General features: G+C 70.6%; 21 protein-coding genes. 4 read left to right on the top strand and 17 right to left on the bottom strand.

The features are described 5' to 3' along the window. Positions 1-37: 37 nt before the first annotated feature. From GXW76_RS08560 to GXW76_RS08550, 3 genes are all read left to right on the top strand, one after another. Positions 38-1,009: a Bug family tripartite tricarboxylate transporter substrate binding protein gene (locus GXW76_RS08560; protein WP_211861590.1), complete on the top strand. Its 972-nt coding sequence runs from the start codon at positions 38-40 to the stop codon at positions 1,007-1,009. A 75-nt stretch (positions 1,010-1,084) separates the two neighbouring features. Next, positions 1,085-2,695 (top strand): ABC transporter substrate-binding protein, encoded by a 1,611-nt coding sequence (locus GXW76_RS08555; RefSeq protein WP_211861589.1) that lies wholly within the window; start codon positions 1,085-1,087, stop codon positions 2,693-2,695. Between the two features lie 62 nt (positions 2,696-2,757). Then, complete coding sequence (locus GXW76_RS08550; RefSeq protein WP_211861588.1) at positions 2,758-3,084, top strand: NIPSNAP family protein; 327 nt, start codon at positions 2,758-2,760, stop codon at positions 3,082-3,084. A gap of 133 nt (positions 3,085-3,217) precedes the next feature. Here GXW76_RS08550 and GXW76_RS08545 read toward each other — a convergent pair whose 3' ends face one another. The 8 genes from GXW76_RS08545 to GXW76_RS08510 all read right to left on the bottom strand — a co-directional run bounded on the left by GXW76_RS08545 (position 3,218) and on the right by GXW76_RS08510 (position 9,644). Continuing rightward, positions 3,218-4,123 (bottom strand): EamA family transporter, encoded by a 906-nt coding sequence (locus tag GXW76_RS08545; protein WP_211861587.1) that lies wholly within the window; start codon positions 4,121-4,123, stop codon positions 3,218-3,220. Further along, positions 4,123-5,274 carry a mandelate racemase/muconate lactonizing enzyme family protein gene (locus tag GXW76_RS08540; protein WP_211861586.1) on the bottom strand — a complete coding sequence of 384 codons (1,152 nt, stop codon included), beginning with the start codon at positions 5,272-5,274 and terminating at the stop codon, positions 4,123-4,125. Before GXW76_RS08540 ends, GXW76_RS08545 begins: the two co-directional genes overlap by 1 nt. A gap of 2 nt (positions 5,275-5,276) precedes the next feature. Continuing rightward, positions 5,277-6,251, bottom strand: a complete 975-nt coding sequence (locus GXW76_RS08535; protein ID WP_211861585.1) for a Bug family tripartite tricarboxylate transporter substrate binding protein — start codon at positions 6,249-6,251, stop codon at positions 5,277-5,279. Between the two features lie 51 nt (positions 6,252-6,302). Further along, on the bottom strand, positions 6,303-6,461 hold the full coding sequence (locus GXW76_RS08530; protein ID WP_211861584.1) for a hypothetical protein: 159 nt from the start codon (positions 6,459-6,461) through the stop codon (positions 6,303-6,305). A gap of 122 nt (positions 6,462-6,583) precedes the next feature. Next, positions 6,584-7,567, bottom strand: coding sequence for a Bug family tripartite tricarboxylate transporter substrate binding protein (locus tag GXW76_RS08525; RefSeq protein WP_246514037.1), 984 nt, complete (start codon positions 7,565-7,567; stop codon positions 6,584-6,586). Positions 7,568-7,652: 85 nt separating this feature from the next. Next, entirely contained in the window at positions 7,653-8,633 is a 981-nt protein-coding gene (locus tag GXW76_RS08520) for a Bug family tripartite tricarboxylate transporter substrate binding protein (protein ID WP_246514036.1), read from the bottom strand. 81 nt (positions 8,634-8,714) lie between these two features. Continuing rightward, the gene (locus GXW76_RS08515; RefSeq protein ID WP_211861583.1) at positions 8,715-9,188 is read right to left on the bottom strand and encodes an L-2-amino-thiazoline-4-carboxylic acid hydrolase; all 474 of its coding nucleotides are present in this window, start codon (positions 9,186-9,188) and stop codon (positions 8,715-8,717) included. 66 nt (positions 9,189-9,254) lie between these two features. Continuing rightward, on the bottom strand, positions 9,255-9,644 hold the full coding sequence (locus GXW76_RS08510) for a hypothetical protein (RefSeq protein WP_211861582.1): 390 nt from the start codon (positions 9,642-9,644) through the stop codon (positions 9,255-9,257). A gap of 159 nt (positions 9,645-9,803) precedes the next feature. Here GXW76_RS08510 and GXW76_RS08505 point away from each other — a divergent pair, with 159 nt between their 5' ends. Next, positions 9,804-10,544, top strand: a complete 741-nt coding sequence (locus tag GXW76_RS08505; protein ID WP_211861581.1) for a DUF805 domain-containing protein — start codon at positions 9,804-9,806, stop codon at positions 10,542-10,544. A 63-nt stretch (positions 10,545-10,607) separates the two neighbouring features. Here the strand turns inward: GXW76_RS08505 and GXW76_RS08500 are convergent, their stop codons facing one another. The 9 genes from GXW76_RS08500 to GXW76_RS08460 form a co-directional block, all read right to left on the bottom strand. Further along, entirely contained in the window at positions 10,608-12,002 is a 1,395-nt protein-coding gene (locus tag GXW76_RS08500; protein WP_211861580.1) for an amidase family protein, read from the bottom strand. Positions 12,003-12,187: 185 nt separating this feature from the next. Then, entirely contained in the window at positions 12,188-13,357 is a 1,170-nt protein-coding gene (locus tag GXW76_RS08495) for an acyl-CoA dehydrogenase family protein (RefSeq protein WP_211861579.1), read from the bottom strand. Positions 13,358-13,359: 2 nt separating this feature from the next. Further along, on the bottom strand, positions 13,360-14,127 hold the full coding sequence (locus GXW76_RS08490) for an enoyl-CoA hydratase/isomerase family protein (protein ID WP_211861578.1): 768 nt from the start codon (positions 14,125-14,127) through the stop codon (positions 13,360-13,362). After that, on the bottom strand, positions 14,124-15,194 hold the full coding sequence (locus tag GXW76_RS08485; protein WP_211861577.1) for an acyl-CoA dehydrogenase family protein: 1,071 nt from the start codon (positions 15,192-15,194) through the stop codon (positions 14,124-14,126). The genes GXW76_RS08490 and GXW76_RS08485 overlap by 4 nt, the downstream gene beginning before the upstream one ends. Positions 15,195-15,287: 93 nt before the next feature. Further along, positions 15,288-15,929, bottom strand: coding sequence for a 3-oxoacid CoA-transferase subunit B (locus tag GXW76_RS08480; RefSeq protein ID WP_211861576.1), 642 nt, complete (start codon positions 15,927-15,929; stop codon positions 15,288-15,290). A 27-nt stretch (positions 15,930-15,956) separates the two neighbouring features. Beyond that, the gene (locus tag GXW76_RS08475; protein ID WP_211861575.1) at positions 15,957-16,637 is read right to left on the bottom strand and encodes a 3-oxoacid CoA-transferase subunit A; all 681 of its coding nucleotides are present in this window, start codon (positions 16,635-16,637) and stop codon (positions 15,957-15,959) included. Positions 16,638-16,665: 28 nt separating this feature from the next. Continuing rightward, positions 16,666-17,523: a MaoC family dehydratase gene (locus tag GXW76_RS08470; RefSeq protein WP_211861574.1), complete on the bottom strand. Its 858-nt coding sequence runs from the start codon at positions 17,521-17,523 to the stop codon at positions 16,666-16,668. After that, entirely contained in the window at positions 17,520-19,658 is a 2,139-nt protein-coding gene (locus tag GXW76_RS08465; protein WP_211861573.1) for an acetate--CoA ligase family protein, read from the bottom strand. The genes GXW76_RS08470 and GXW76_RS08465 overlap by 4 nt, the downstream gene beginning before the upstream one ends. A gap of 171 nt (positions 19,659-19,829) precedes the next feature. Continuing rightward, on the bottom strand, positions 19,830-20,169 hold a 340-nt coding region (locus tag GXW76_RS08460), incomplete at its 5' end, for an SPOR domain-containing protein (RefSeq protein ID WP_211861572.1).

The following is a 20,169-nucleotide window of genomic DNA, read 5'->3' as shown; positions in this document are numbered from 1 at the left end:
GCGGCACGATGGCCGCAACCAAGCCTGGAGGAACGCCATGACCACCCGCCGCGCGCTGCTTGCCGCCCCGCTCGCCTTGCCCGCCTTCGCCCGTGGCGCCGCGGCGCAGGATGCCTGGCCGAACCGCGCCGTCACCATGCTGCTCGGCTATCCGCCCGGCGGCGTGACGGATTTCGGCGCCCGTGCGGTATGCGAACGCATGGGCCGCGCCCTCGGCCAGAGCCTGGTGGTGGAGAACCGCCCGGGCGCCGCGACTGCGGTGGCGAACAGCGCGGCGGCGCAGGCGCGGCCGGATGGCTACACGCTGCTGATGGGAACCTCGACGCTCGCCATCAACCCTGCGTTGCAGCCCAACCTGCTGCCCAAGGATCCGCGTACGGAACTCACGCCGATCGGCACGGTGTTCCGCACGGCCTTCGTGCTGCACGTCCATCCTTCCCTGCCGGTGCGCAACACGGCGGAACTGATCGCCTACGCCAAGGCGAACCCCGGCAAGCTGAACTTCGGGTCCTCCGGCACCGGCGCGGTGAACCACCTGTGCCTCGAGCTCTTCCGCGCGCGCGCCGGGATCGATGTGGTGCACGTGCCCTATCGCGGCGGTGCGGCGGCGCTGATCGACCTGCGCACCAACCGCATCCAGGCGATGTTCAGCGCGGCGCAGGAAGCGCTGCCGGCGCTGCGCGAAGGCGCCACGCGCGGCCTCGCCGTCTCCTCGAAGGAGCGCATGACGGTGCTGCCGGACCTGCCGCCCGTCGCCGACGCCGTCGCGGGCTTCGACGGCGTGTTCTGGCAGGGGCTGTTCGGCCCGGCGGGTCTGCCCGCGCCGATCGTCGCACGTGCCGGCGCGGCGCTGCGCGAGGCGACGACCGACCCCGCGCTGGTCGCGCGCATGGCGGAACAGGGCGTCGCCCTGACAGCCGGCGATGCGGAGGCGATGCGGCGGATGCTCGCGGACGAGACGGAGATGTGGGGCCGCCTCATCCGCGAGCAGAACATCCGCCCCGAATGAGCATGGCTTGGCGTTCGCGCCAGCCTTGCTAGGGTGCTGACGACCGGCCGATGCCGGATTTGGGAGGAACTTCAGATGAGGACATCACGCCTCGCCGGTGGCGTGGTTGCCGCGGCCTTTGCCCTGACGACGGGCACTGCGCTGGCGCAACAGCCGCGCACGCTGCGAATCGCCATGACGGCAACGGACGTGCCCACCACCACGGGCCTGCCGAACAACGGCTTCGAGGGCCTGCGCTTCCTCGGCTATCCGATCTTCGAATCGCTGGTGCTGTGGGACCTCTCGAACCCGCAGCAGAACGCGGGCGTCAGGCCGGGCCTGGCCGAGCGCTACGAGCAGGACGCCAACGACCCGAAGATCTGGCGCTTCCACCTGCGGCGCAACGTGACCTTCCATGACGGCACGCCGTTCAATGCGGATGCGGTGATCTGGAACTTCGACCGCTTCTTCCGCAACGACAGCCCGCAGTTCGACGCGACGGGCAGCGCCATCGTCCGCGGGCGCGTGCCGGCGCTGGAATCCTACCGCAAGGTGGACGACTTCACCGTCGAGATGACGACGGCGCGGCCGCTCTCCTACTGGCCGTACCTGGTCACCTACATCCTGCTCGCCTCGCCGCAGTCCTGGGAGACCGCGGGCCGCGACTGGGGCCGCGTGGCGGCTCTGCCGCCGGCCGGGACGGGGCCGTTCCGCCTCTCGCGCTTCGTACCGCGGCAGTCGGCGGAACTGACCCGCCATGACGGCTACTGGGATGCGAACGGCCGCGCGCGGCTCGACCGCATCCTGCTGCTGCCGATGCCGGAGGCGAATACGCGCCTCGCGGCGCTGCGTTCCGGCCAGGTGGACTGGATCGAGGTGCCGCCGCCCGATGCGATCCCGTCGCTGCGCAGCGCGGGCTTCACCATCAGCACCGGTTCCTACCCGCATGTCTGGCCCTGGACCTTCGCGACAGGCCGGGACGGCAGCCCCGTGCAGGACGTGCGCGTGCGGCAGGCGCTCAACTACTGCGTCGACCGCGAGGGCATGGTGCAGCTCGTGAATGGCACGGCGGAGCCTGCCGTGGGCTTCCTGAAGCCGAACGACCCGGCCTTCGGCAGCCCGCAGAACCGCTACCGCCTGGACCCGGCGCGCGGGCGGGCACTGCTGGCCGAAGCCGGCTACAACGCGCAGCGTCCGCTGACGATCAAGGTCGGCATCTCGAACTCCGGTTCGGGCCAGATGCTGCCGCTGCCGATGAACGAGTTCGTCCAGCAGTCGCTGCAGGAACATTGCGGCGTCCGCGTGAACTTCGAGGTGGTGGAGTGGAACACGCTGCTCTCCGCCCTGCGCTTCACGCCGATGCAGCCGCAGTGGCTGGGGGCGGATGCGGTGAACATCAGCCTCTACTCCTCGGACCCCTCGGCGATGGCGCGGTGGTTCCTCTCGGCGAACTTCTCCCCGGCAGGGTCGAACAACGGCCATTGGCGGGACGCCCAGTTCGATGCGGCCTTCGCGCAGCTCGAGGTGGAACGCGACCCGACGCGCCAGGCCGCGCTGCTGCGGACTGCGCATGAGCGCCTGGTGGACAATCCGCCCTGGCTCTGGATCGTGCACGACCTGAACCCGCGCGCGATGAGCCGCCGCGTGCGGAACTTCACCCCCGCCCAGTCCTGGTTCCAGGACCTGGCGCGGATCGAAGTGCAGTAACCGGCCTTTCCCGGGCGCGCGCGGCAGGACATGCTGCGCGCGCCCAACCGGAGGGAAAGCCGATGATCGTCGACCTGCGCATCTATACCTGCCTGCCCAACCGCGTGGCAGAATTCGTCGAGCTCTACGAGAAGATGGGCTGGCCGCTGCAGCAGAAGCACCTCGGCAACTGCGTCGGCTGGTACACGACCATCGAAGGCTCGCTGAACACGGTGGTCCACATGTGGGGCTACGCGGACCAGGCCGATCGCGAACGACGGCGCGCGGCGATGGCGGCAGATCCGGCCTGGGGCGAATACCTCGCCGAGGTCGCGAAGCGCGGCATCCTGGTCAAGATGGAGAACCGCATCGTGAAGCCGGCGCCGTTTTTCGAGAAGATGAAGAAGTAAGGTCGGGGGAGGAGAACCTCCCCCGATCCCCCTCCCTTCTTTGTCTTTTGGGGACTGACTTCCGTTGTCGGTTCCCAAGGGACAAAGAAGGTTGAGGGGGGTGCGGGGGGAGAAGTTCCCTTCTCCCCCCGCGTTACCGCCCCACCAGCACCAGCACCACGCCGGCCACCACGATCAGCGCCCCGGTCACGTCGCTCCGCTTCATCCGTTCCTTCAGGAAGAATCGGCTGAACAGCAGCGTGAACAGGATCTCCACCTGCCCGACGGCGCGGACCAGCGCGACTGGCGCGTAGGCGAAGCCCGTGAACCAGCAGGCCGAACCGCAGGCCGACAGCGCCCCGACCTGCGCCGAGGACCGCCAGGTGGTGAAGAGCTGCGGGATGGAGGAACGCTCCGTCGCCACCAGCCAGCCACCCTGCATGACCGTCTGCATGGTGTTGATGACGACGAGCGTTTCCAGCGCGCGCAGCGTCGGGTCCGGCCCGTCGAGCGACTGCGTCGCGGCGCGGATGGCGAGCGCGCAGAGCGCGAAGGCGAGCCCCGCGCCGAGCCCGTAGAGCGCCGCCGGCTGCACCGTCGCGGCCGCGACCTCGCGCAGGCTGGAAACGCGCCCTGCCAGCGAGAGATACAGCGTCCCGCCGACCGAGACCGCGATCCCGAGCCAGGCCAGCGGCGCAAAGGACTCGCCCAGGAAGATCAGCGCGATGAAGGCCGCCTGCACCGCTTCCGTCTTCGAGTAGGCGGTCCCCACCGCGAAGCCGCGATGACCGAAGGACATGATCAGCAGGTTGGTCCCGATGATCTGCCCGAAGCCGCCGAGCGCGCAGTAGAGCGCATAGGTCCAGGACGGCGCCGAAAGGCTGCCGCCGAACAGCGCCAGGTAGAGCGTCACCAGCAGCACGCCCACCGGCACGCCGTAGAGGTAGCGCACCACCGCCGCCGCATTCACCGAGAGCTGCCCGCGCAGCTGCTGCTGCAGGGCCGTGCGCCAGGTCTGGAACAGCCCGGCGAGGATCGTCGCGCCAACCCAGATCGGCATCAGCCGAGCCTCGGGTCGAGCCAGGGTTTTGGCATGGGCTGCCAGGGCATCAGCCGCGCGCCGGCCTCGTCGAGCGCGTTGCCAAGGCCAGGTGCGCCCGGCAGCGTTGCGTTGCCGCGCGCGAAGTGCAGGTCGTGTCCCGTCACCAGCGTGAAGAAGCGGTCCGTCTCGCCGAACTGCACCTCGAGCGGCAGCAGGTTCGGCAGGGTGGCGCAGAGATGCACCGAATGCGCGTGGCAGACCGGGCCGGTCGGGTTGTGGGGCGCGATCTCGACGCCGGCGGTCTGGGCCAGGGCGGCGATGCGGCGGATCTCCTCATGCCCGCCGGCGTACTTGATGTCGGGCATCAGAACGTCGTAGCAGCCGGCCTCGATGACGGTGCGGTAGGCGCCGAGGCCCGCGAGCGTCTCGGCGCCCGCGAGCCGCATGCCACGGTCGTTCGCCATGGCGCGCAGGCGGCGGATCGCCGCGTGGTTGGCCTCGCTGACGGGACATTCGAGCCAGAACAAGCCGAGCGGCGCGACATCCTGCACCAGCCGCGCCGCGCCGCCCGGCGAGAAGCGCCAATGCGCGTCCACCATGATGTCGATGTCGCGCCCGACCGCATCGCGCACCGCGGCGATGCGGTCGAGGCCCTCGGCATAGGCGGCGCGCTGGGATGCATCCGCCGCGTCTTCCCAGACCAGGGGCTCGAAGGGCGCGGGCTTCACGGCGCGGAAGCCCTCGGCGACCGCACGTTGCGCGGCGGCGGCGAAGCCTTCCGGCGTGCGCGGGTTCGCGCCGCGATTGATGTTGGCGTAGAGCGGCACCGCCTCCCGCAATGCGCCGCCGAGCATGGCGTGGATCGGCCGCCCGTCCTCCTGGCCTGCCAGGTCCCACAGCGCCTGCTCGAAGGCCGAGAGCACGGCGTGGGCGACGAGGCCGGCGGGCGCATGCGGGATCAGCCGCGCGAGGCGGTTGCGGGCGCGTGCATCCTCGCCCGCGAGATTCGCCGCGAGCCGCGCCGCCTCCGCTTCCAGCAATGCTTCCTGGTTCGCCAGCGTGCATTCGCCAATGCCGGTGCGGCCGTCCTCGGTGCGCACCAGCAGGAAGGACCAGTTGGTCTTGGGCGTGACGTTGACGCCGAGGAACTCGATCGAGGCGATGCGCATGCTCACTGGGCCTGGATGTTCGCGGCTTCGGCCAGGCGCTTCCACTTGGCGATGTCGGCATCGATCCGCGCCTGGAATTCCTGCGGGGAGGAGACCGCCAACTCGCCGCCGAGCAGGCGCACGCGCTCCTGCAGCGCCGCATTGCCGCGCAGCTTCGTCAGTTCCGCGTGCAGCCTCTCGCGGATCGGCGCGGGCGTGCCCTTGGGCGCGAGCAGCCCGTTCCAGGCCAGGCTCTCGAAGCCGGGCAGGCCGCTTTCGTGCACCGTCGGCGTGTCCGGGAGGTCCGTCGCGCGGGCCAGGGAGGTCACGGCGAGCAGCTTCACCTCCCCGCTGCGCACCTGCGGCATGACGTTCACCAGGTTGGCGAAGGCGAGCGGCGCTTCCCCGGTGATCACCGCCTGCACCAGTGCGGGCGCGCCGCGATAGGGCACGTGCACGATGTCGAGCCCCGCCTGGTGCTTGAACAGCTCCATGTTCATATGCGCTGAGGAGCCGGCGCCGGCCGAGGCATAGCTGAGCCGGCCAGGCTGCGCGCGGGCCGTTGCGATGAGTTCCGCGACATTCGCCACCGGCAGCGCGCGACTGTTCACGATCAGCGCATTCGGCCCGACCACCAGCAGCGCCACCGGATCGAAGGCGGTGGCGAGGTCGAAGGGCAGGTCGCGGTAGATCGCCGCGTTGATGCCGTTCGACCCGGCATTGCCGAGCAGGAAGGTGCTGCCGTCCGGCGGGCTGCGGAAGGCGGCCTCGACGCCGATGCGCCCGCCGGCGCCCGGCCTGTTGTCGACGATGAAGGGCTGGCCGAGTGCGGCTTCCAGGAGCGGCGCGATCAGCCGCGCGGTGGTGTCGTTCCCGGCGCCGGCGCCGTCCGGCAGGATGAAGCGGACCGGTCGTGTCGGCCAGGGCGCCTGCGCGAGGGCGGGGCGCGCGGCACAGGCCGCCGTGGCGGCCGCGAGCAGGCTGCGGCGTCGGATCATAGCGTCGGTCCTCCCGGAATCCGCGCAGCGTGGCCCGAAGCGGGCCGCGCATCAACGGCGGGTGCGGCCCCGGCGCGGGTCCTCGGCGATCATGCCTGCCATGCCGGATTGTGCGGGCATCGCCGCCGCATCCCGCTCGGCGGCGTCGTCCGCATGCGGTGCCGCGCCGTCGCGCAGCAGCACGTCCCCGCCCGCCAAACTCGGACCCATGCGCCCGGCATCACTGCGGGGCGTGTCCGCACGCGCGGCTGGCGGGGCGGCCGCGCGCACGACAAAGGGGATGCCGGTGGCAGCGACCGCCGGCCACGGGCCAACGGTCGCCGCCGCCCGTATCAGGTGGCGTCCATCTGCAGGCCTTCCTTGCGGATGACCTCCGCCCATTTGGCGATCTCGCTGCGCACGAAGGCGGCGAAGTCTTCCGGGCTGCCGCGCATCGGGAAGCCGCCGAGCTCGGCGAAGCGGCGTTCCGTCTCGGGCAGGGCGACCAGCGCGGCGACTTCGGCGTTCAGGCTGGTCACCGCCTCCGCCGGCAGGCCGGCCGGGCCGAAGAGGCCGAACCAGGTGTTGACCTCGTAGTTCGCCAGTTCCGGCATCGTCTCGCGCATCGCCGGAACCTCGGGCAGCATGGCGTTGCGTTCCTTGCTGGTGACCGCCAGCGCGCGCACGCGGCCTGATTGGATGTGGCCCATGATGCCGGTGAGGTTGTCGATCATGAAGGCGACGTTGCCCGCCAGCAGGTCCACCTGCGCGGGGGCGGAGCCGCGATGCGGCACGTGGATCGCCTCGGCGTGCAGCATCTGCAGCATCAGCACCGGCGAGAGATGCGTGGACTGCCCCACGCCCGTCGAGGCGTAGGGGATCTGCCCCGGCCGCGCGCGCAGCATGGCGGCGAGTTCCGCCACCGTGCGCGCCGGCACGCTGCTGTTGACCACCAGCACGTTCGGTCCGGCGATGGTGCCCGCGATGGGCAGGATCTGCTCCGCCCTGTAGGGCATGTTGCGGAACAGCGAGTAGGCGATCGCCTGCGGCCCGATATTGCCGAGCATCAGCGTGGTGCCGTCGGGGCGGGAGCGCACCATCTCGAGCGAGCCGATGGTGCCGCCGGCGCCGGTGCGGTTCTCCACCACCACCGGGATGTTCCAGCGCGGATGGAGGAACTGCGCGAGGATGCGCGCCATGATGTCGGTGGTGCCGCCTGCCGCGGCAGGGACGATGATGCGCGTCTGCCCCGGCGGCCGCCAGGACTGCGCGCGCGCCACGGGCGGCAAGGCAAGCAGCGGCGCGGCCATCGCCGCGCGGCGCGTGAAGGCGACCATTCTCGTTTCCTCCCAGGCTATTCATTGCCTGGGGCGAGCATGGCGCGGGCGCGCCCGGCCGGGAAGATGCCGGGCGCGGCGAGGGTCAGGTCGCGTCCATCTGCAGGCCCTCGCGCCGGATGACGCCGCTCCACTTCTCGATCTCCCCGCGGACGAAGGCGCCGAAGTCCTCGGGGGTGCCGGGGGCGGGCACGCCGCCCATCTGGGCGAAGCGGGCCTGCGTGTCCGGCAGGGTCAGCATGGCCTGTACGTCGGCGTTCACGCTGCGGACGATCTCCGCCGGCGCGGCCGCCGGCATGAACACGCCGAACCAGGTCGAGACGTCGTAGGGCGCCAGTTCCGGCATGGTCTCGCGGATGGCCGGCACATCCGGCAGTTGCGGGCTGCGCGCGGCGCTGGTCACGCCGAGTGCGCGCAGGCGCCCGTCACGGATGTGGGGCATGGAACTGGTCAGGTTGTCGAAGGCGAACTGCACGTTGCCCGAGAGCAGGTCGATGAGCAGCGGCCCCGCGCCACGGAAATGCACCGCCTCCGCCTGCGTGCCGGCGAGCTGGTGGAACCACACGCCAGACAGGTGCGGGGACTGCCCCATGCCGGATGTGCCGTAGGAGGCCCTGCCGCCCTGCGCCTTCAGCCAGGCGACGAATTCAGGAACCGTCCGCGCCGGTACGGAAGGGTGCAGCACCAGCACGTTCGGCCCGCGGATGACATTGGCGACGGGGGCGAGGCTGTCCGGCCGGTACTGCAGGTTGCGGAACAGCGAATGGCCGATCGCCTGCGGCCCGATATTGCCGAGCAGCATGTGGCGCCCGTCCGCCGGGGCGCGCACCACTTCCATGGTCCCGATGGTGCCTCCGGCGCCGGAACGGTTCTCCACCACCACCGGCGTGCCCCACTTGGCCTGGAGGTATTGCCCGAGCAACCGCGCCATGGCGTCCGCCGTGCCGCCCGGCGCGGCGGGGACGACGATGCGGCTCTGCTGACCCGGACGCCAGTCCTGCGCGCGGGCGGCCATGGGAATGACAAGCGGACATGCGAGCGCGACGCGGCGCGTGATCCTGGACATGGCGGTTCTCCTCAACCCGCACGGGTTATCGCGCACCGGATCGCCGCCGTCACTTCCCCGGCGCAGCGCCGGGCGCGGCTGCTATTCCTCCATCCGGTAGCGGAAGTCGCAGTGGCTCGCGCCGCCCATGATGGTCTGCGTGCGTTCGAGCTTCAGCTTCGGATCGTAGCCTTCGCAGAAGGCGCCATCGCGGTTGCAGGAGAGCACGGCGCCGAGCTCGGCGAGGCCCATCTCCCGGTACATCTCGGCGTAGCGGCAGCGGGTGACGTTGAAGTCGTAGTGCTTCGCGTCCTTGCGCAGGGTCTCGATGCGCAGCGCGTCGCCCTTGGTCCAGAGCGGCTGGAGCGCGATGAAGTGCTCGAGCGAGGGCTTCCCGTCCGGACCTTCCTTCGCCATTTCCGCCGCCGTCTGCTTCGCGAGCTTGACGATGGCGCGGGAGAGGATGGCCTTGGCGCGCGCCTCGCCGAGCTCGGCCTTCATCTCCTCGTAGATGCCCTTGGCGAAGGCGGCCTCGATGCGGCGCTGCTCCAGGATGCCCAGGCGGTCCTCGGCCATAAGAAAACTCCCCGACGTCGGTGACGCCGGGGAGGCTATCGCGCCGCTGCGGGTGCCGCGAGCGGATTACTGCGCGTAGAGGCCGGAATTCGTCACGACGATGCGGCTCGCGCGGCAGATGTCGATGCGGCGCAGTTCCGCCGCGCGGCCGTTCTGCCACACGATCCGGAAGTCGTAGGCGCCGGCGTTGGCGGCGCGATAGTTCCACGTGCCGCCCGGCCGCAGCACGTACTGGCCGAGTTGATCCGTGCCCCAGTTGTTGATGCTGGAATGGCTGAAGAACACCTGCATGACGGTCATGGACGAGTTGTTCACCACCTGGAAGCGGGTGTCGCAGGCGACCGCCGGCGGGGCGACATAGACCGGCTGCGGCACCGCGATCGTCTGCGGCGCGCAGGCCGACACCGCGGCGGCGCCGAGGATGGCGAAGAGGGTGAGCAGCTTGCGGCGGAACATGCGGAACGATCTCCCGGACCGTCGGGCGCGCCACCGGGGCGGCCGTGTTTCGATAACGCGACGGTATGCGTCGAAAGGAACGCCGGCAAGGTGGTCCGGGGCTTGCGCGGCGGCCGCGCGGCATGGTGGTGTGAAGCGCTTCCGTCGCGGGGATCGGACATGACTTTCGGCCAATGGCTCGCATTCCGCGGCAGGATCGGCCGCAAGACCTTCTGGCTCGGCTATGTCCTGCCGCTGCTCGCGCTTACCATCGTCGCGCAGGTGCTCGACGTGGCGCTGGGTTTCACGATGCTCGGCGATGCCGTGCCGGCCGACCAGGTGCAGACCGGGCCGATCGGCGGGCTGGCGGCGCTGCTGACGCTGTGGCCTTCGCTCGCCGGCGCGATCAAGCGGCTGCACGACCGCGACCGCAGCGGTTGGTGGATCGGCGGGTACTACCTGCTTGCCGCCGTGTGCGGGGTGCTGATCGTGGCCGGGGCAGCGGTCGCTTCCGCCGGCGCCGGCGGGGGTGGCCTGATGGTGGCCGGGTTCGCGCTGGCCGTGGTGCTGCTGGGCTATGCGCTCTGGATGCTGGTCGAGATCGGCTTCCTGCGCGGCACGCCAGGGCCGAACCGCTTCGGGCCCGATCCCCTGGGCGGCGGCTATGGCCCGCCGCAGTGGCAGCCCGGCATGCCGCCGCCCGGCTGGCAGCCGCAGCAGGGGGGCCAGTGGCAGCAGCAACCCCAATGGCAGCAGCCGCAGCCCCCGCAGCAGCAATGGCAGCCGCCGCCTGCCCAGGGCTGGCAGTCGCCCCCGCAGGGCCATGGCGCGCCGCCGCCCGGCTATGGCCAGCAGCCGCCCTCGGCCCCCTGGCAGGGCCCCGGCCCTGGCGGCAGCGTCCCGCCTGTCCGCCGAGAGTAACGGGTTCCGAGGGCCTTTCGGCCCTCGGCGGGTGGTCCGGAGGGCAGAGCCCTCCGGCCTGCTTCAGGCGGGATCGACCGGAGAGGCCGGCACGCCACCCGCCTCGATGGCCGCACCGGCCTGCAGCAGCAGGTCCTCCCGGTAGCGCCCGGCCAGCAGCTGCACGCCCACCGGGATCGTCCCGACCAGTCCCGTGGCCACCGTCAGCCCCGGCAGTCCCATCAGCGGCAGCCCGACCTGGGTGAGCTGCGCCGCCATGATCCGGCGGAAGGCCTCGGGGCTTTCCACGTCCTCCTGGTCACGGAAGGGCAGTTCGCCCGAGACGGGCGTGATGGCGACGGGGAAGCGTTCGAAGAACTCCATCCACACGCGCACGAAGTAGGACCGCTTCTGCAGCGCATCCATGAAGGCGTTGATGTCGGGGAGGGGGCAGAGTTCTTCCATCTGCCCGAAGATGAAGCTCGCGTCCGGGTCGGCTTCCCTTTGCAGCGCCGCATTCAGGCCGCGACGGGATTCGGCGAGCCACAGCATCGCCTGGAGCGCGGCGGGTTCGCGCAGGGGCGGCGTGTCGGTTTCCTCGATCGTCCAGCCGGCGGCTTGCAGGCGCTTCGCGGCGTCGCGCAGGGCAGCCTCTACGGCGGGCTGGGTGTCCATGCCGTCGGGACGGATGCAGAGCGCCGCGCGCTTCGGTGCCGGCGGCCCTTCCATCGGCACCCCGACCCACCAGGGGTCGCGGATGTCGCGCGCCGCCATGGCGGCGAAGGAGACACGGATGTCCGCGATGGTCCGCGCGATGGGCCCCGAGACCGCCATGACCTGCCCGCCGATATGGCGTTCAGCCGATGAGGCGTTCCAGGCCGGGATGCGCCCGAGAGTCGGCCGCAGCCCGTGCACGCCGCAGGCATAGGCCGGGTAGCGGACCGACCCGCCGATATCGGTGCCGTGCCCGATGGCGCCGATGCCGGCCGCCACCGCCGCCGCCGCGCCGCCGGAGGAGCCGCCCGGCGTGATGGACGGATCGCGCGGGTTCTTCGTGTGCCCGTGCAGCGAGTTGCGCGTGAACCAGCGCAGCGAGAAGGCCGGCGTGTTGGTGCGCCCGAGAAGGACGGCGCCCGCGTGGCGGAGGTTGGCAACGACGGGGTTGTCCACCGCCGCCATCAGGTCCTGCTGGATGCGCAGCCCGTTGGTGGTGGCGTAGCCGGCCTGGTCGGCGTTGACCTTGATCGTCACCGGCACGCCGGCGAGGGGGCCGGGGTCCTCGCCGCGCGCGATGGTCGCGTCCACGGCGGCGGCCTGGGCGAGCACGTCTTCCGGCCGGTGGTCCACCACCGCGTTGATCTTCGGGTTCACCGCATCGAGGCGGGCGAGGGCGTCGCGCGCGGCCTCGGTGGCGGAAACCTGCTTCGCGCGGATGCGGGCGGCGAGGTCAGTGGCCGGAAGGCGCCAGAGGTCGGTCATGTCGGGCTGGGTCCGCTGCGGTGATGCGCGGCGAGCATGGCGCCGCAGCGGCGATGCGGGCAAGCCGCCACGGCCATCGATGCCGACCGGGACGGCCCGCCGGTCCTCGCGAAGATCGCCGCAAACCCGGCGAAGCTGGCCGGAAGGATCGCCCGGATTGGCCGAGCGATCCCTTCGTGCGGGTCCTACCCCGGCAGCCCCAGCACGTTCTTGCTGAGGATGTTGCGCTGGATCTCGTTCGACCCGCCATAGATCGTGGCCGGGCGCGCCTGGATGTAGAGACCCGTCGGGTTGAGGTTGCGGTTGCCTTCCATCGGCTCCAGCAGGCCCGCATTCTCGCCGGCGATTTCCAGCATCGTATCGGTGATGCGCTGGAAGAGTTCCGTCTGGAAGATCTTCAGCATCGACACGTCGGGGCCGAGCGTCTCCCCGCGGCGCAGCTTCTCGACGAAGGTGCCGTAGAGCGACTTCAGGTCCTCGAGGTCGAGCCGCAGCTTCCCGTAGGTTTCCTGGAAGGCCGCGTCATCCCATACGCCCATGCGTTCCGCGAGCTGGCGCAGCCGCGTGAAGGCATAGGCGGACAGGCGCGGGGAGCCGAGGTAGATGCGCTCGAAGGACAGCAGCGCCTTGGCCATGTCCCAGCCGCGGTTCGGCGTGCCCACCAGGTTCTTCGCCGGCACGCGCACGTTGTCGAAGAAGACCTCGCAGAACTCGTCATGGTACTCGAGGTTGATGATCGGCTTCACCGTGATGCCCGGCGTCGCCATGTCCACCAGCAGGAAGGAGATGCCTTCCTGCTTCTTCGCGTTCTTGTCCGTGCGCACCAGCAGGAAGCACCAGTTGGCGTCCGTCGCCAGCGTGGTCCAGATCTTCTGGCCGTTGACGATGTAGTGGTCGCCGTCCAGCACCGCTTCGGTGCGCAGCGCCGCGAGGTCGGAGCCCGCATTGGGTTCCGAATAGCCCTGGCACCAGATGTGCTCGCCGGAGAGGATCTTGGGCAGGAAGTACTCCTGCTGCGCCGGCGTGCCGTGGTTGATCAGCAGCGGGCCGACCATGACGATGCCGTGGTCGTTGGTGCGCGCGCAGCCGTAGCGCTCGATCTCTTCCGTGAAGATGATCTGCTTGGCGGGTGCGAGGCCCAGGCCGCCGAACTGCCGCGGCCAGCCGGGGCAGAGCCAGCCCTTCTCGGCCAGCTTGAAGTACCAGGGCTTGTTCTCATCCCAGTGCAGGCGCTTGGGCGGGTTGCGCAGGTCCGCCGGGTAGTTGGCCTCGATCCACTGGCGGACATGGGCGCGGAACGCCTCGTCCTCCATCAGGTTGAGGTCCTGCGTTTCGCGCGGAGCGATGTTGACCATGGTCAGCCCCCGAAGTTCGGCTTGCGCTTCTCGAGGAAGGCGGTGCGGCCTTCCTGGAAGTCGGCGGTGGTGAACAGCAGGCCCTGGAAGGTCTGCTCGTCGGCGAGCGCCTCGTCGAGGCCCTCGGCCAGGATCTTCTTCGTCAGCTCGATCGGGCCGGCGGCCTCGGCGGCGAGGAAGCGCGCCTTCTCCAGCGCGACCTCCAGCGCCTTGCCCGGCGGCGCGACGAAGTCCACGAGGCCGATCTTCTCGCCTTCGGCGGCGCCGGTCACCTCATGGTAGAAGAGGATGCGGCGCGCCCGGCCGACGCCCACGCGGCGCGGCAGGAAGAAGGGCAGGCCCATGTCGGACATCAGGCCGATCTTGTGGAAGCCGGCGACGAAGCGCGCATCCTCGGCGGCGACGACGGTGTCGCAGGCGCAGGCCACGGCCATGCCGGCACCGGCTGCCCAGCCTTCCACCGCGGCGACCAGCGGCTTCGCGCCCTTCGCCATCAGCCGCACGAGGCGGTGCGTGCGGCGCATGCGCTCACGCCCCGCGAGCGCGTCGCCCACATCCATGGAGGAGATGTCGCCACCCGCGCAGAAGGTGCCCGCCGCGCCGGTGATGACGATGGCGCGCACCGCCTTGTCGGCATGGGCGCGTTCGATCGCTTCCTCAAGCGCCGCGCGAACGGCCGGTGCGATGGCGTTCTTCCGCTGCGGGTAGTCGATGGTGAGGATCAGGACGTTGCCGTCCATCTCCTCGCGGACACGCGCGGCCTCGCTCATTCCACATCCTCCGGCGCCAGGGCCATGAAGCGGCGGCGATGCAGCGTCGCCGAGCCGTACTGGTTCGCGATCACCATGCCGCGGCGCAGATACATGCCGACGTCGTATTCGTCCGTGTAGCCGATGCCGCCATGGAGCTGGATGCACTGGCGCAGCACCAGCAGCCCGCTTTCCGCCGCGCGGTGCTTGGCCTTGGACACGGCCGCCTGCCGCACCGCGCCCGTCGCGCCGGCATCGAGCGCCGCCGCGGCGGATTCCACCGCCGCGCGCGTCAGGGCGATGTGCACCTTGAGGTCCGCCGCGCGGTGCTGCAGCGACTGGAAGGTGCCGATGATGCGGCCGAACTGCTGGCGCGTCCTGAGGTAGGCCAGCGTCATCTCGAAGGCCTTTTCCATCAGGCCCAGCATGTGGCCTGCGGTCGCCAGCGCCGCCTCGTCCAGCGCCTGCTCGACCACCGCGCCGATATCGTCGGCGACGCGCGCGGCACGCGAGAGGTCGGCGCGGAGCGTGCCGACATTGCCGCCGTCCATGGTCTTTTCCAGCGCCACATCCGCACCGGCCGCATCCAGCGCCAGCAGCGCGATGCGGTTGCCCTCGCGCACCGGCAGCAGGAAGGCATCGGCCCCCGCCGCCATCGGGACGAAGACGCGTGGCGCGTCGGAGGTGCCGGGCACGGCGAGCGTGTCCGCCTTCTCCTGCCACGCGGTCAGCACCACCTTGCCGCCTTCCAGCAGCGGGGCGAGCAGCGCCTTGTCCTCGGCCGCCGCCAGCAGGCGGGCGGAGAGCATCGCCGGGATCAGCGGCTCGGGCGCCAGGCCGGCGCCGATCTCCTCGGCCAGCGCCACCGCCTCGGACATGCCGAGGCCGGCACCGCCGGCGTCTTCCGACACGGCCAGGCCGATCCAGCCGAGCTCGCCCATCTGGGCGAAGACGCCCTTGTCGAAGCCGGGATTGGTGAAGCGCAGGGCGCGCACGCGCTTGGTGTCGCCGCCGCGCGGGGCAACAGCACCCGCGCTGTCGCGGATCATGCGGATGGATTCGGATCGGTCGTCCAGGGCCTGGCTCATCGGTTCCTCATGGGCAGGTCGGGGGAGGGGAACCTCCCCCGAACCCCCTCCCTTCTTTGGCGGGGGCGCATCGCCGCTGGCGATGCGCGGGACTCACTGCGTGTGCAGTGGCGCGGCGGTCGCGGCCTGGGCCTGTTCGAGCGTCACGCCGGGGGCGAGCTCGACGACGACGAAGCCCTTGCCCTTCACGATCTCGAAGACGCCGAGATTCGTGTAGACGCGGCTGACGGCGCCGGGCGTCGTCAGCGGATAGCCGCACTTCTCGACCAGCTTCGGACGGCCGTCCTTGGTGGTGTGTTCCATCACCACCCAGAGGCGCTTGGCGCCGGCGCCGAGGTCCATCGCGCCGCCCACAGCCGGCGCCGTGTCGTTCTCGCTGGTCGCCCAGTTGGCGATGTCCCCATTCGCCGCGACCTCGAAGGCGCCGAGCACGCAGAGGTCGATATGCCCGCCGCGGATCATCGCGAAGCTGTCCGCGTGGTGGAAGTAGGACCCGCCGGGGCGCAGCGTGACGGCCTGCTTGCCGGCATTGACCAGCCACGGATCGACCTTGTCCGGCGCAGGCGCGGGGCCCATGCCGAGGATGCCGTTCTCGGAATGGAAGATGACCTCGCGGTCCATCGGCACGAAGTCGCCGACCATGGTCGGGATGCCGATGCCGAGGTTGACGTACCAGCCTTCCGGAATGTCCTGGGCGAGGCGGGCGGCCATCCCCTTGCGGTCAAAACCCTGCATGGGTGTGTCTCCTCTCCTGGCTTACCGTTACGCCCAGTCCGGGCCGCGATCCACCCGGATCACGCGATGGACGAAGATGCCGGGCGTGTGGACGTGGTCGGGCTCGATCTCGCCCAGTTCGCGGACATGCGAGACCTGCGCGATGGTGAGGTCCGATGCCATCGCCATCACCGGGTTGAAGTTCCGTCCGGAGGAACGGTAGGCGAGGTTGCCCCAGCGGTCGCCTTCCCAGGCTTCCACCAGCGCGACGTCGCCCTTCAGCGCATGCTCCATCACGTACTGGCGGCCGTTGAATTCGCGCTGCTCCTTGCCGGCGGCGAGCAGCGTGCCGACCGAGGTGGCGGTGAAGAAGGCCGGCACGCCGGCGCCGGCGGCGCGCATGCGCTCGGCCATCGTGCCCTGCGGCACGATCTCCAGCTCCAGCTTGCCGGCGCGGTACAGTTCCTCGAACACCACGGAACCGGCGCTGCGCGGGAAGGAGCAGATGATCTTCCTGACGCGGCCGAGTTCCATCAGCTTCGCCAGGCCGACGCGCCCCGTGCCCGCATTGTTGCAGACGCAGGTGAGATCCTTCGCGCCCTGCTCGATCAGTGCCTCGATGAGCTGGTCCGGCTGGCCGACGGCGCCGAAGCCGCCGATCAGCACGGTCGAGCCGTCCTTGATGCCCGCCATGGCGTCGGCCATGGATTGTACGATCTTGTTGATCATCGTTCCGTCTCTCTCCCGGCGTCGTTCGTCACGGGTGCCTGAACAGGCCGTTGCTGACCACCACCTTGTCGCGTTCCACGACGCGGGCGCGGAAGGCGGCACCACCTTCCTCGTGCCAGATCTCGGTGCGGATCGTCTCGCCCGGGAAGACAGGCGAGGAGAAGCGCAGGTCCATCCGGCCGAAGCGCGCCGGATCGTAGCCGCACAACGCCTTCATCAGCGCATGGCACACCACGCCGAAGGTGCAGAGCCCGTGCAGGATCGGCTGCCGGAAGCCGGCCTTGGCGGCGACCTCGGGGTCGATGTGCAGCGGGTTGTGATCGCCGTTGAGGCGATAGACGATCGCCTGCTCCGGCCGCGTCGGCAGGTCCACGACGACGTCCGGCGCGCGCTCGGGTTCCGCATGCGGCTTCTTCACCGGGCCGGACGGGCCACCGAAGCCGCCATCGCCGCGCGCGAAGGTCGTGCCTTCCAGCGTCGCGAGCTTCTCGCCCGTCTTCGCATCGAGCACTACGCGCTCGTTGTAGAGCAGCGCACCCTTGCCGGCGCCGCGATCGACGATCGCGCTGATGCGGGACTTGCCGATGATCTCGCCTTCCGCCGGCAGCGGCTTGTGCAGGATCAGCGACTGTTCGCCATGCAGCACCTGCGTCCAGTCCACGCCGGTGTCCGGGTTGCGCAGCCAGAAGCCCGGATAGCCGAGCACGTTCGCCATCGCCGGTATGGCCTTCAGCCGCGGCTCGTACAGGAAGTCGAGCTGCTTCTGGTCCATCGGGTCCTGACCGAGCCCGATGGAGAAATTGTACAGCGCCGTGTCCTGCCAGCGGATGGTCTGCCGGATCTCCGGGATCGGGTAGTTGAGCAGGTGTTCGTAGTTGATGGTCACTTGCCTTCCTCCACCTCGATCACGGCATCCGCGGCGAAGGCGCCCTGGCCCTCGGGCAGCACCAGCAGCGGATTCACGTCCACCGACAGCAGGCGGTCGCCGGCGCCCGCCGCGAAGCGCGACAGCGCGGCGAGCGCACCCGCCAGCGCCTTCACATCCGCCTTCGGCCGCCCGCGCGCGCCGTCGAGCAGCGGGAAGCCCTTCAGCGAGCGGATCATCCGCTCGGCCTCGGCTTCGCTGAACGGGCAGCGGCGGAAGGAGACGTCCTTCAGGATCTCGATGAACACGCCGCCGAGGCCGACCATCGCCACCGGCCCGAAGACCGGGTCGCGTGCGACGCCGAGCGCCATCTCGACCGCGCCCTTGATCTGCTTGGCGATCAGCACGCCTTCGATGCGCGCGCCGGGCGCGCGTTCGGCGGCACGCTGCAGCAGCGTCGCATGGGCCTCGCGCACAGCATCGGCACTGGCGAGGTCGAGGATGACGCCGCCGATCTCGCTCTTGTGCAGGATGTCCGGCGACAGGATCTTCGCCACCACCGGGTAGCCGAAGGACTCCGCGGCGGCGACGGCCTCATCGACCGAAGCGCAGGCCTTCTCCGGCACCGCCGGCACGCCGGCCTTGGCGAGGATGCGCTTGCCCTCGGCCTCGGTCGGCGTCGTCGCCGGCAGGGCGACGTCCGGCACCACGATTTCTTCCGCCGCCGGCGCGGCGAAGGCGGCGCCGAAGCGGCCCATGGCCTCGATCGCCGCGACCGCGCGGGTCGGGTCCTCGAAGACGATGTACCCGTCCTCCTCATAGCCCTTCACCTTGTCGGCGGAGGCGATGACGGAGAGCACCCAGAGCCGGTCGGAGAACTTCTCCCGCGCCTGCTTGAGATACGGCCGCAACTTCGGCGCCATGGTGGTGGACCCGCCCGTCTGGGTCAGGAACACCAGCATCGAGGCATACCCACCGGCATCCGCCGTGGTTTCGAGGAAGTGCTCGAACATCTCCGTCTGGTTCACCGCCTGGGCGGTGCAGTCCACCGGATTGCGCGGCGCGGAGAAGGAGATCAGCGACTTCAGCTTCGCCTGCGCCTCCGCCGGCATTTCCGGCATCGGCACCCCGGCCGCTTCCGCCGCATCCGAGATCAGCACGCCCGCGCCGCCGGAAACGGTAATCACGCCGAGGCTGTTCTTCGCCGGGTAGATGCGCCGCGACGCCGCGTAGGCGATGTCGAGCATCTGCTCGGTGGTGTTCGCGCGCACCACGCCGAATTCGTCCAGCACCGCCTGGGTGATGGTGTCGTCGCCGGCGATCGACGCGGTGTGCGACTTCGCCGCATGGCCGCCCAGTTCGGACCGGCCCACCTTCATCATCACCACCGGCTTGCGGTTGCGCCGCGCCAGGTCGAGCGCGGCGACGAAGCGCTCGCTCTCGCGAATCCCCTCAGCGTAGGCGCAGATCACCTCGACTTCCGGCGCCTGCGCCATCCAGCCGATCACTTCGCCGAGAGAGACGTCGCTCTCATTGCCCGTCGTCACGCAGACCGTGGTGCCGAGGCCCCGCGCGCGCGAGGTAGCGAACAGGTGCGTGCCATAGGCGCCCGACTGCGAGGCGATGCCGATGTTCCCCTTGATCGGCCAGCCCTGCTCGAAGGAGGTCGAGAACATCGGGTAGAAACCGACCTCGGCATTGAACAGCCCGAGGCAGTTCGGCCCGAGGATGCGCATGCCGTGCCTGCGCGCGGCCGCCACCAGGCGGTCCTGCATGGCGGCGCCGGCGTCATCCACTTCCGCGAAGCCCGCGGTGAAGACGATGGCCGCGTGGCAGCCCTTGGCGCCGAGGTCGGCCACGGCCTGCACCGCCGATTCGCCCGGCACCGCGACGATGGCGACATCCGGCACTTCCGGCAGGGCGGCGACGGAGGCGAAGGCCGGCAGCCCCTGCACCGTGGGCCGATTCGGGTTCACCGGCAGCAGGCGCCCGTTGAAGCCCTGGTTCATCATGTAGGAGATCGGCCGGCCGCCGATGCGCGTCGGATCGTCCGACGCGCCGATGACCGCGACCGAGCGCGGCCGGACCATGGCATCGAGGGCAGCAAAGCCCGAGACAAGTGTTGATGGTCGAACCGGGCTGCCATCGACAGGCATGGGCTTTCCTCCGCTAAGGCGGGCGGCAGGGTGGCCGCCGCGGGCCATGCCGGCAAGGGGGCCAGTCCCGCCCATATGCAGAGGCGCCCCTGCGCGACGCGCGGGCATGGAAAAGGGGCCGAGACCCTTCGGCCCCGGCCCCTTGCATCAAAGCGTCCCGATCCGGCGGGATCAGGCGTCCGGCGCGACCACCGTGCATGCGCCGCGCGTGCGCAGGCGGGAGCAGGCCTGGTCCGCCGCCTGGCGGGTCAACCCGGTCACGCGCGCGCGGTAGAGCGTCGCGTTGCCCTGGCGCACCGGCGTCACCGAGGCGCGCGTCCCCATGGTGGCGACGGTGTCGCGCGCCTGGTTGGCGGTGGTGCGCGCGAGGTTCTCGGACGCGAAGGCGCCGACCTGAACGGACCAGCGGTTGCCGCCACCCTGGCTGGCCGCCGGGGCGGCCGGAGCGGCGACGGGCGTGGGCAGGGTCTGCGGCTGCGGGGGCGGGACCGGCATGCCGCGCGGCAGGGTG

The organism is Neoroseomonas soli (assembly GCF_018129065.1).
GTDB lineage: Bacteria > Pseudomonadota > Alphaproteobacteria > Acetobacterales > Acetobacteraceae > Neoroseomonas > Neoroseomonas soli.
This window is presented reverse-complemented; position numbering and strand designations above follow the sequence as displayed.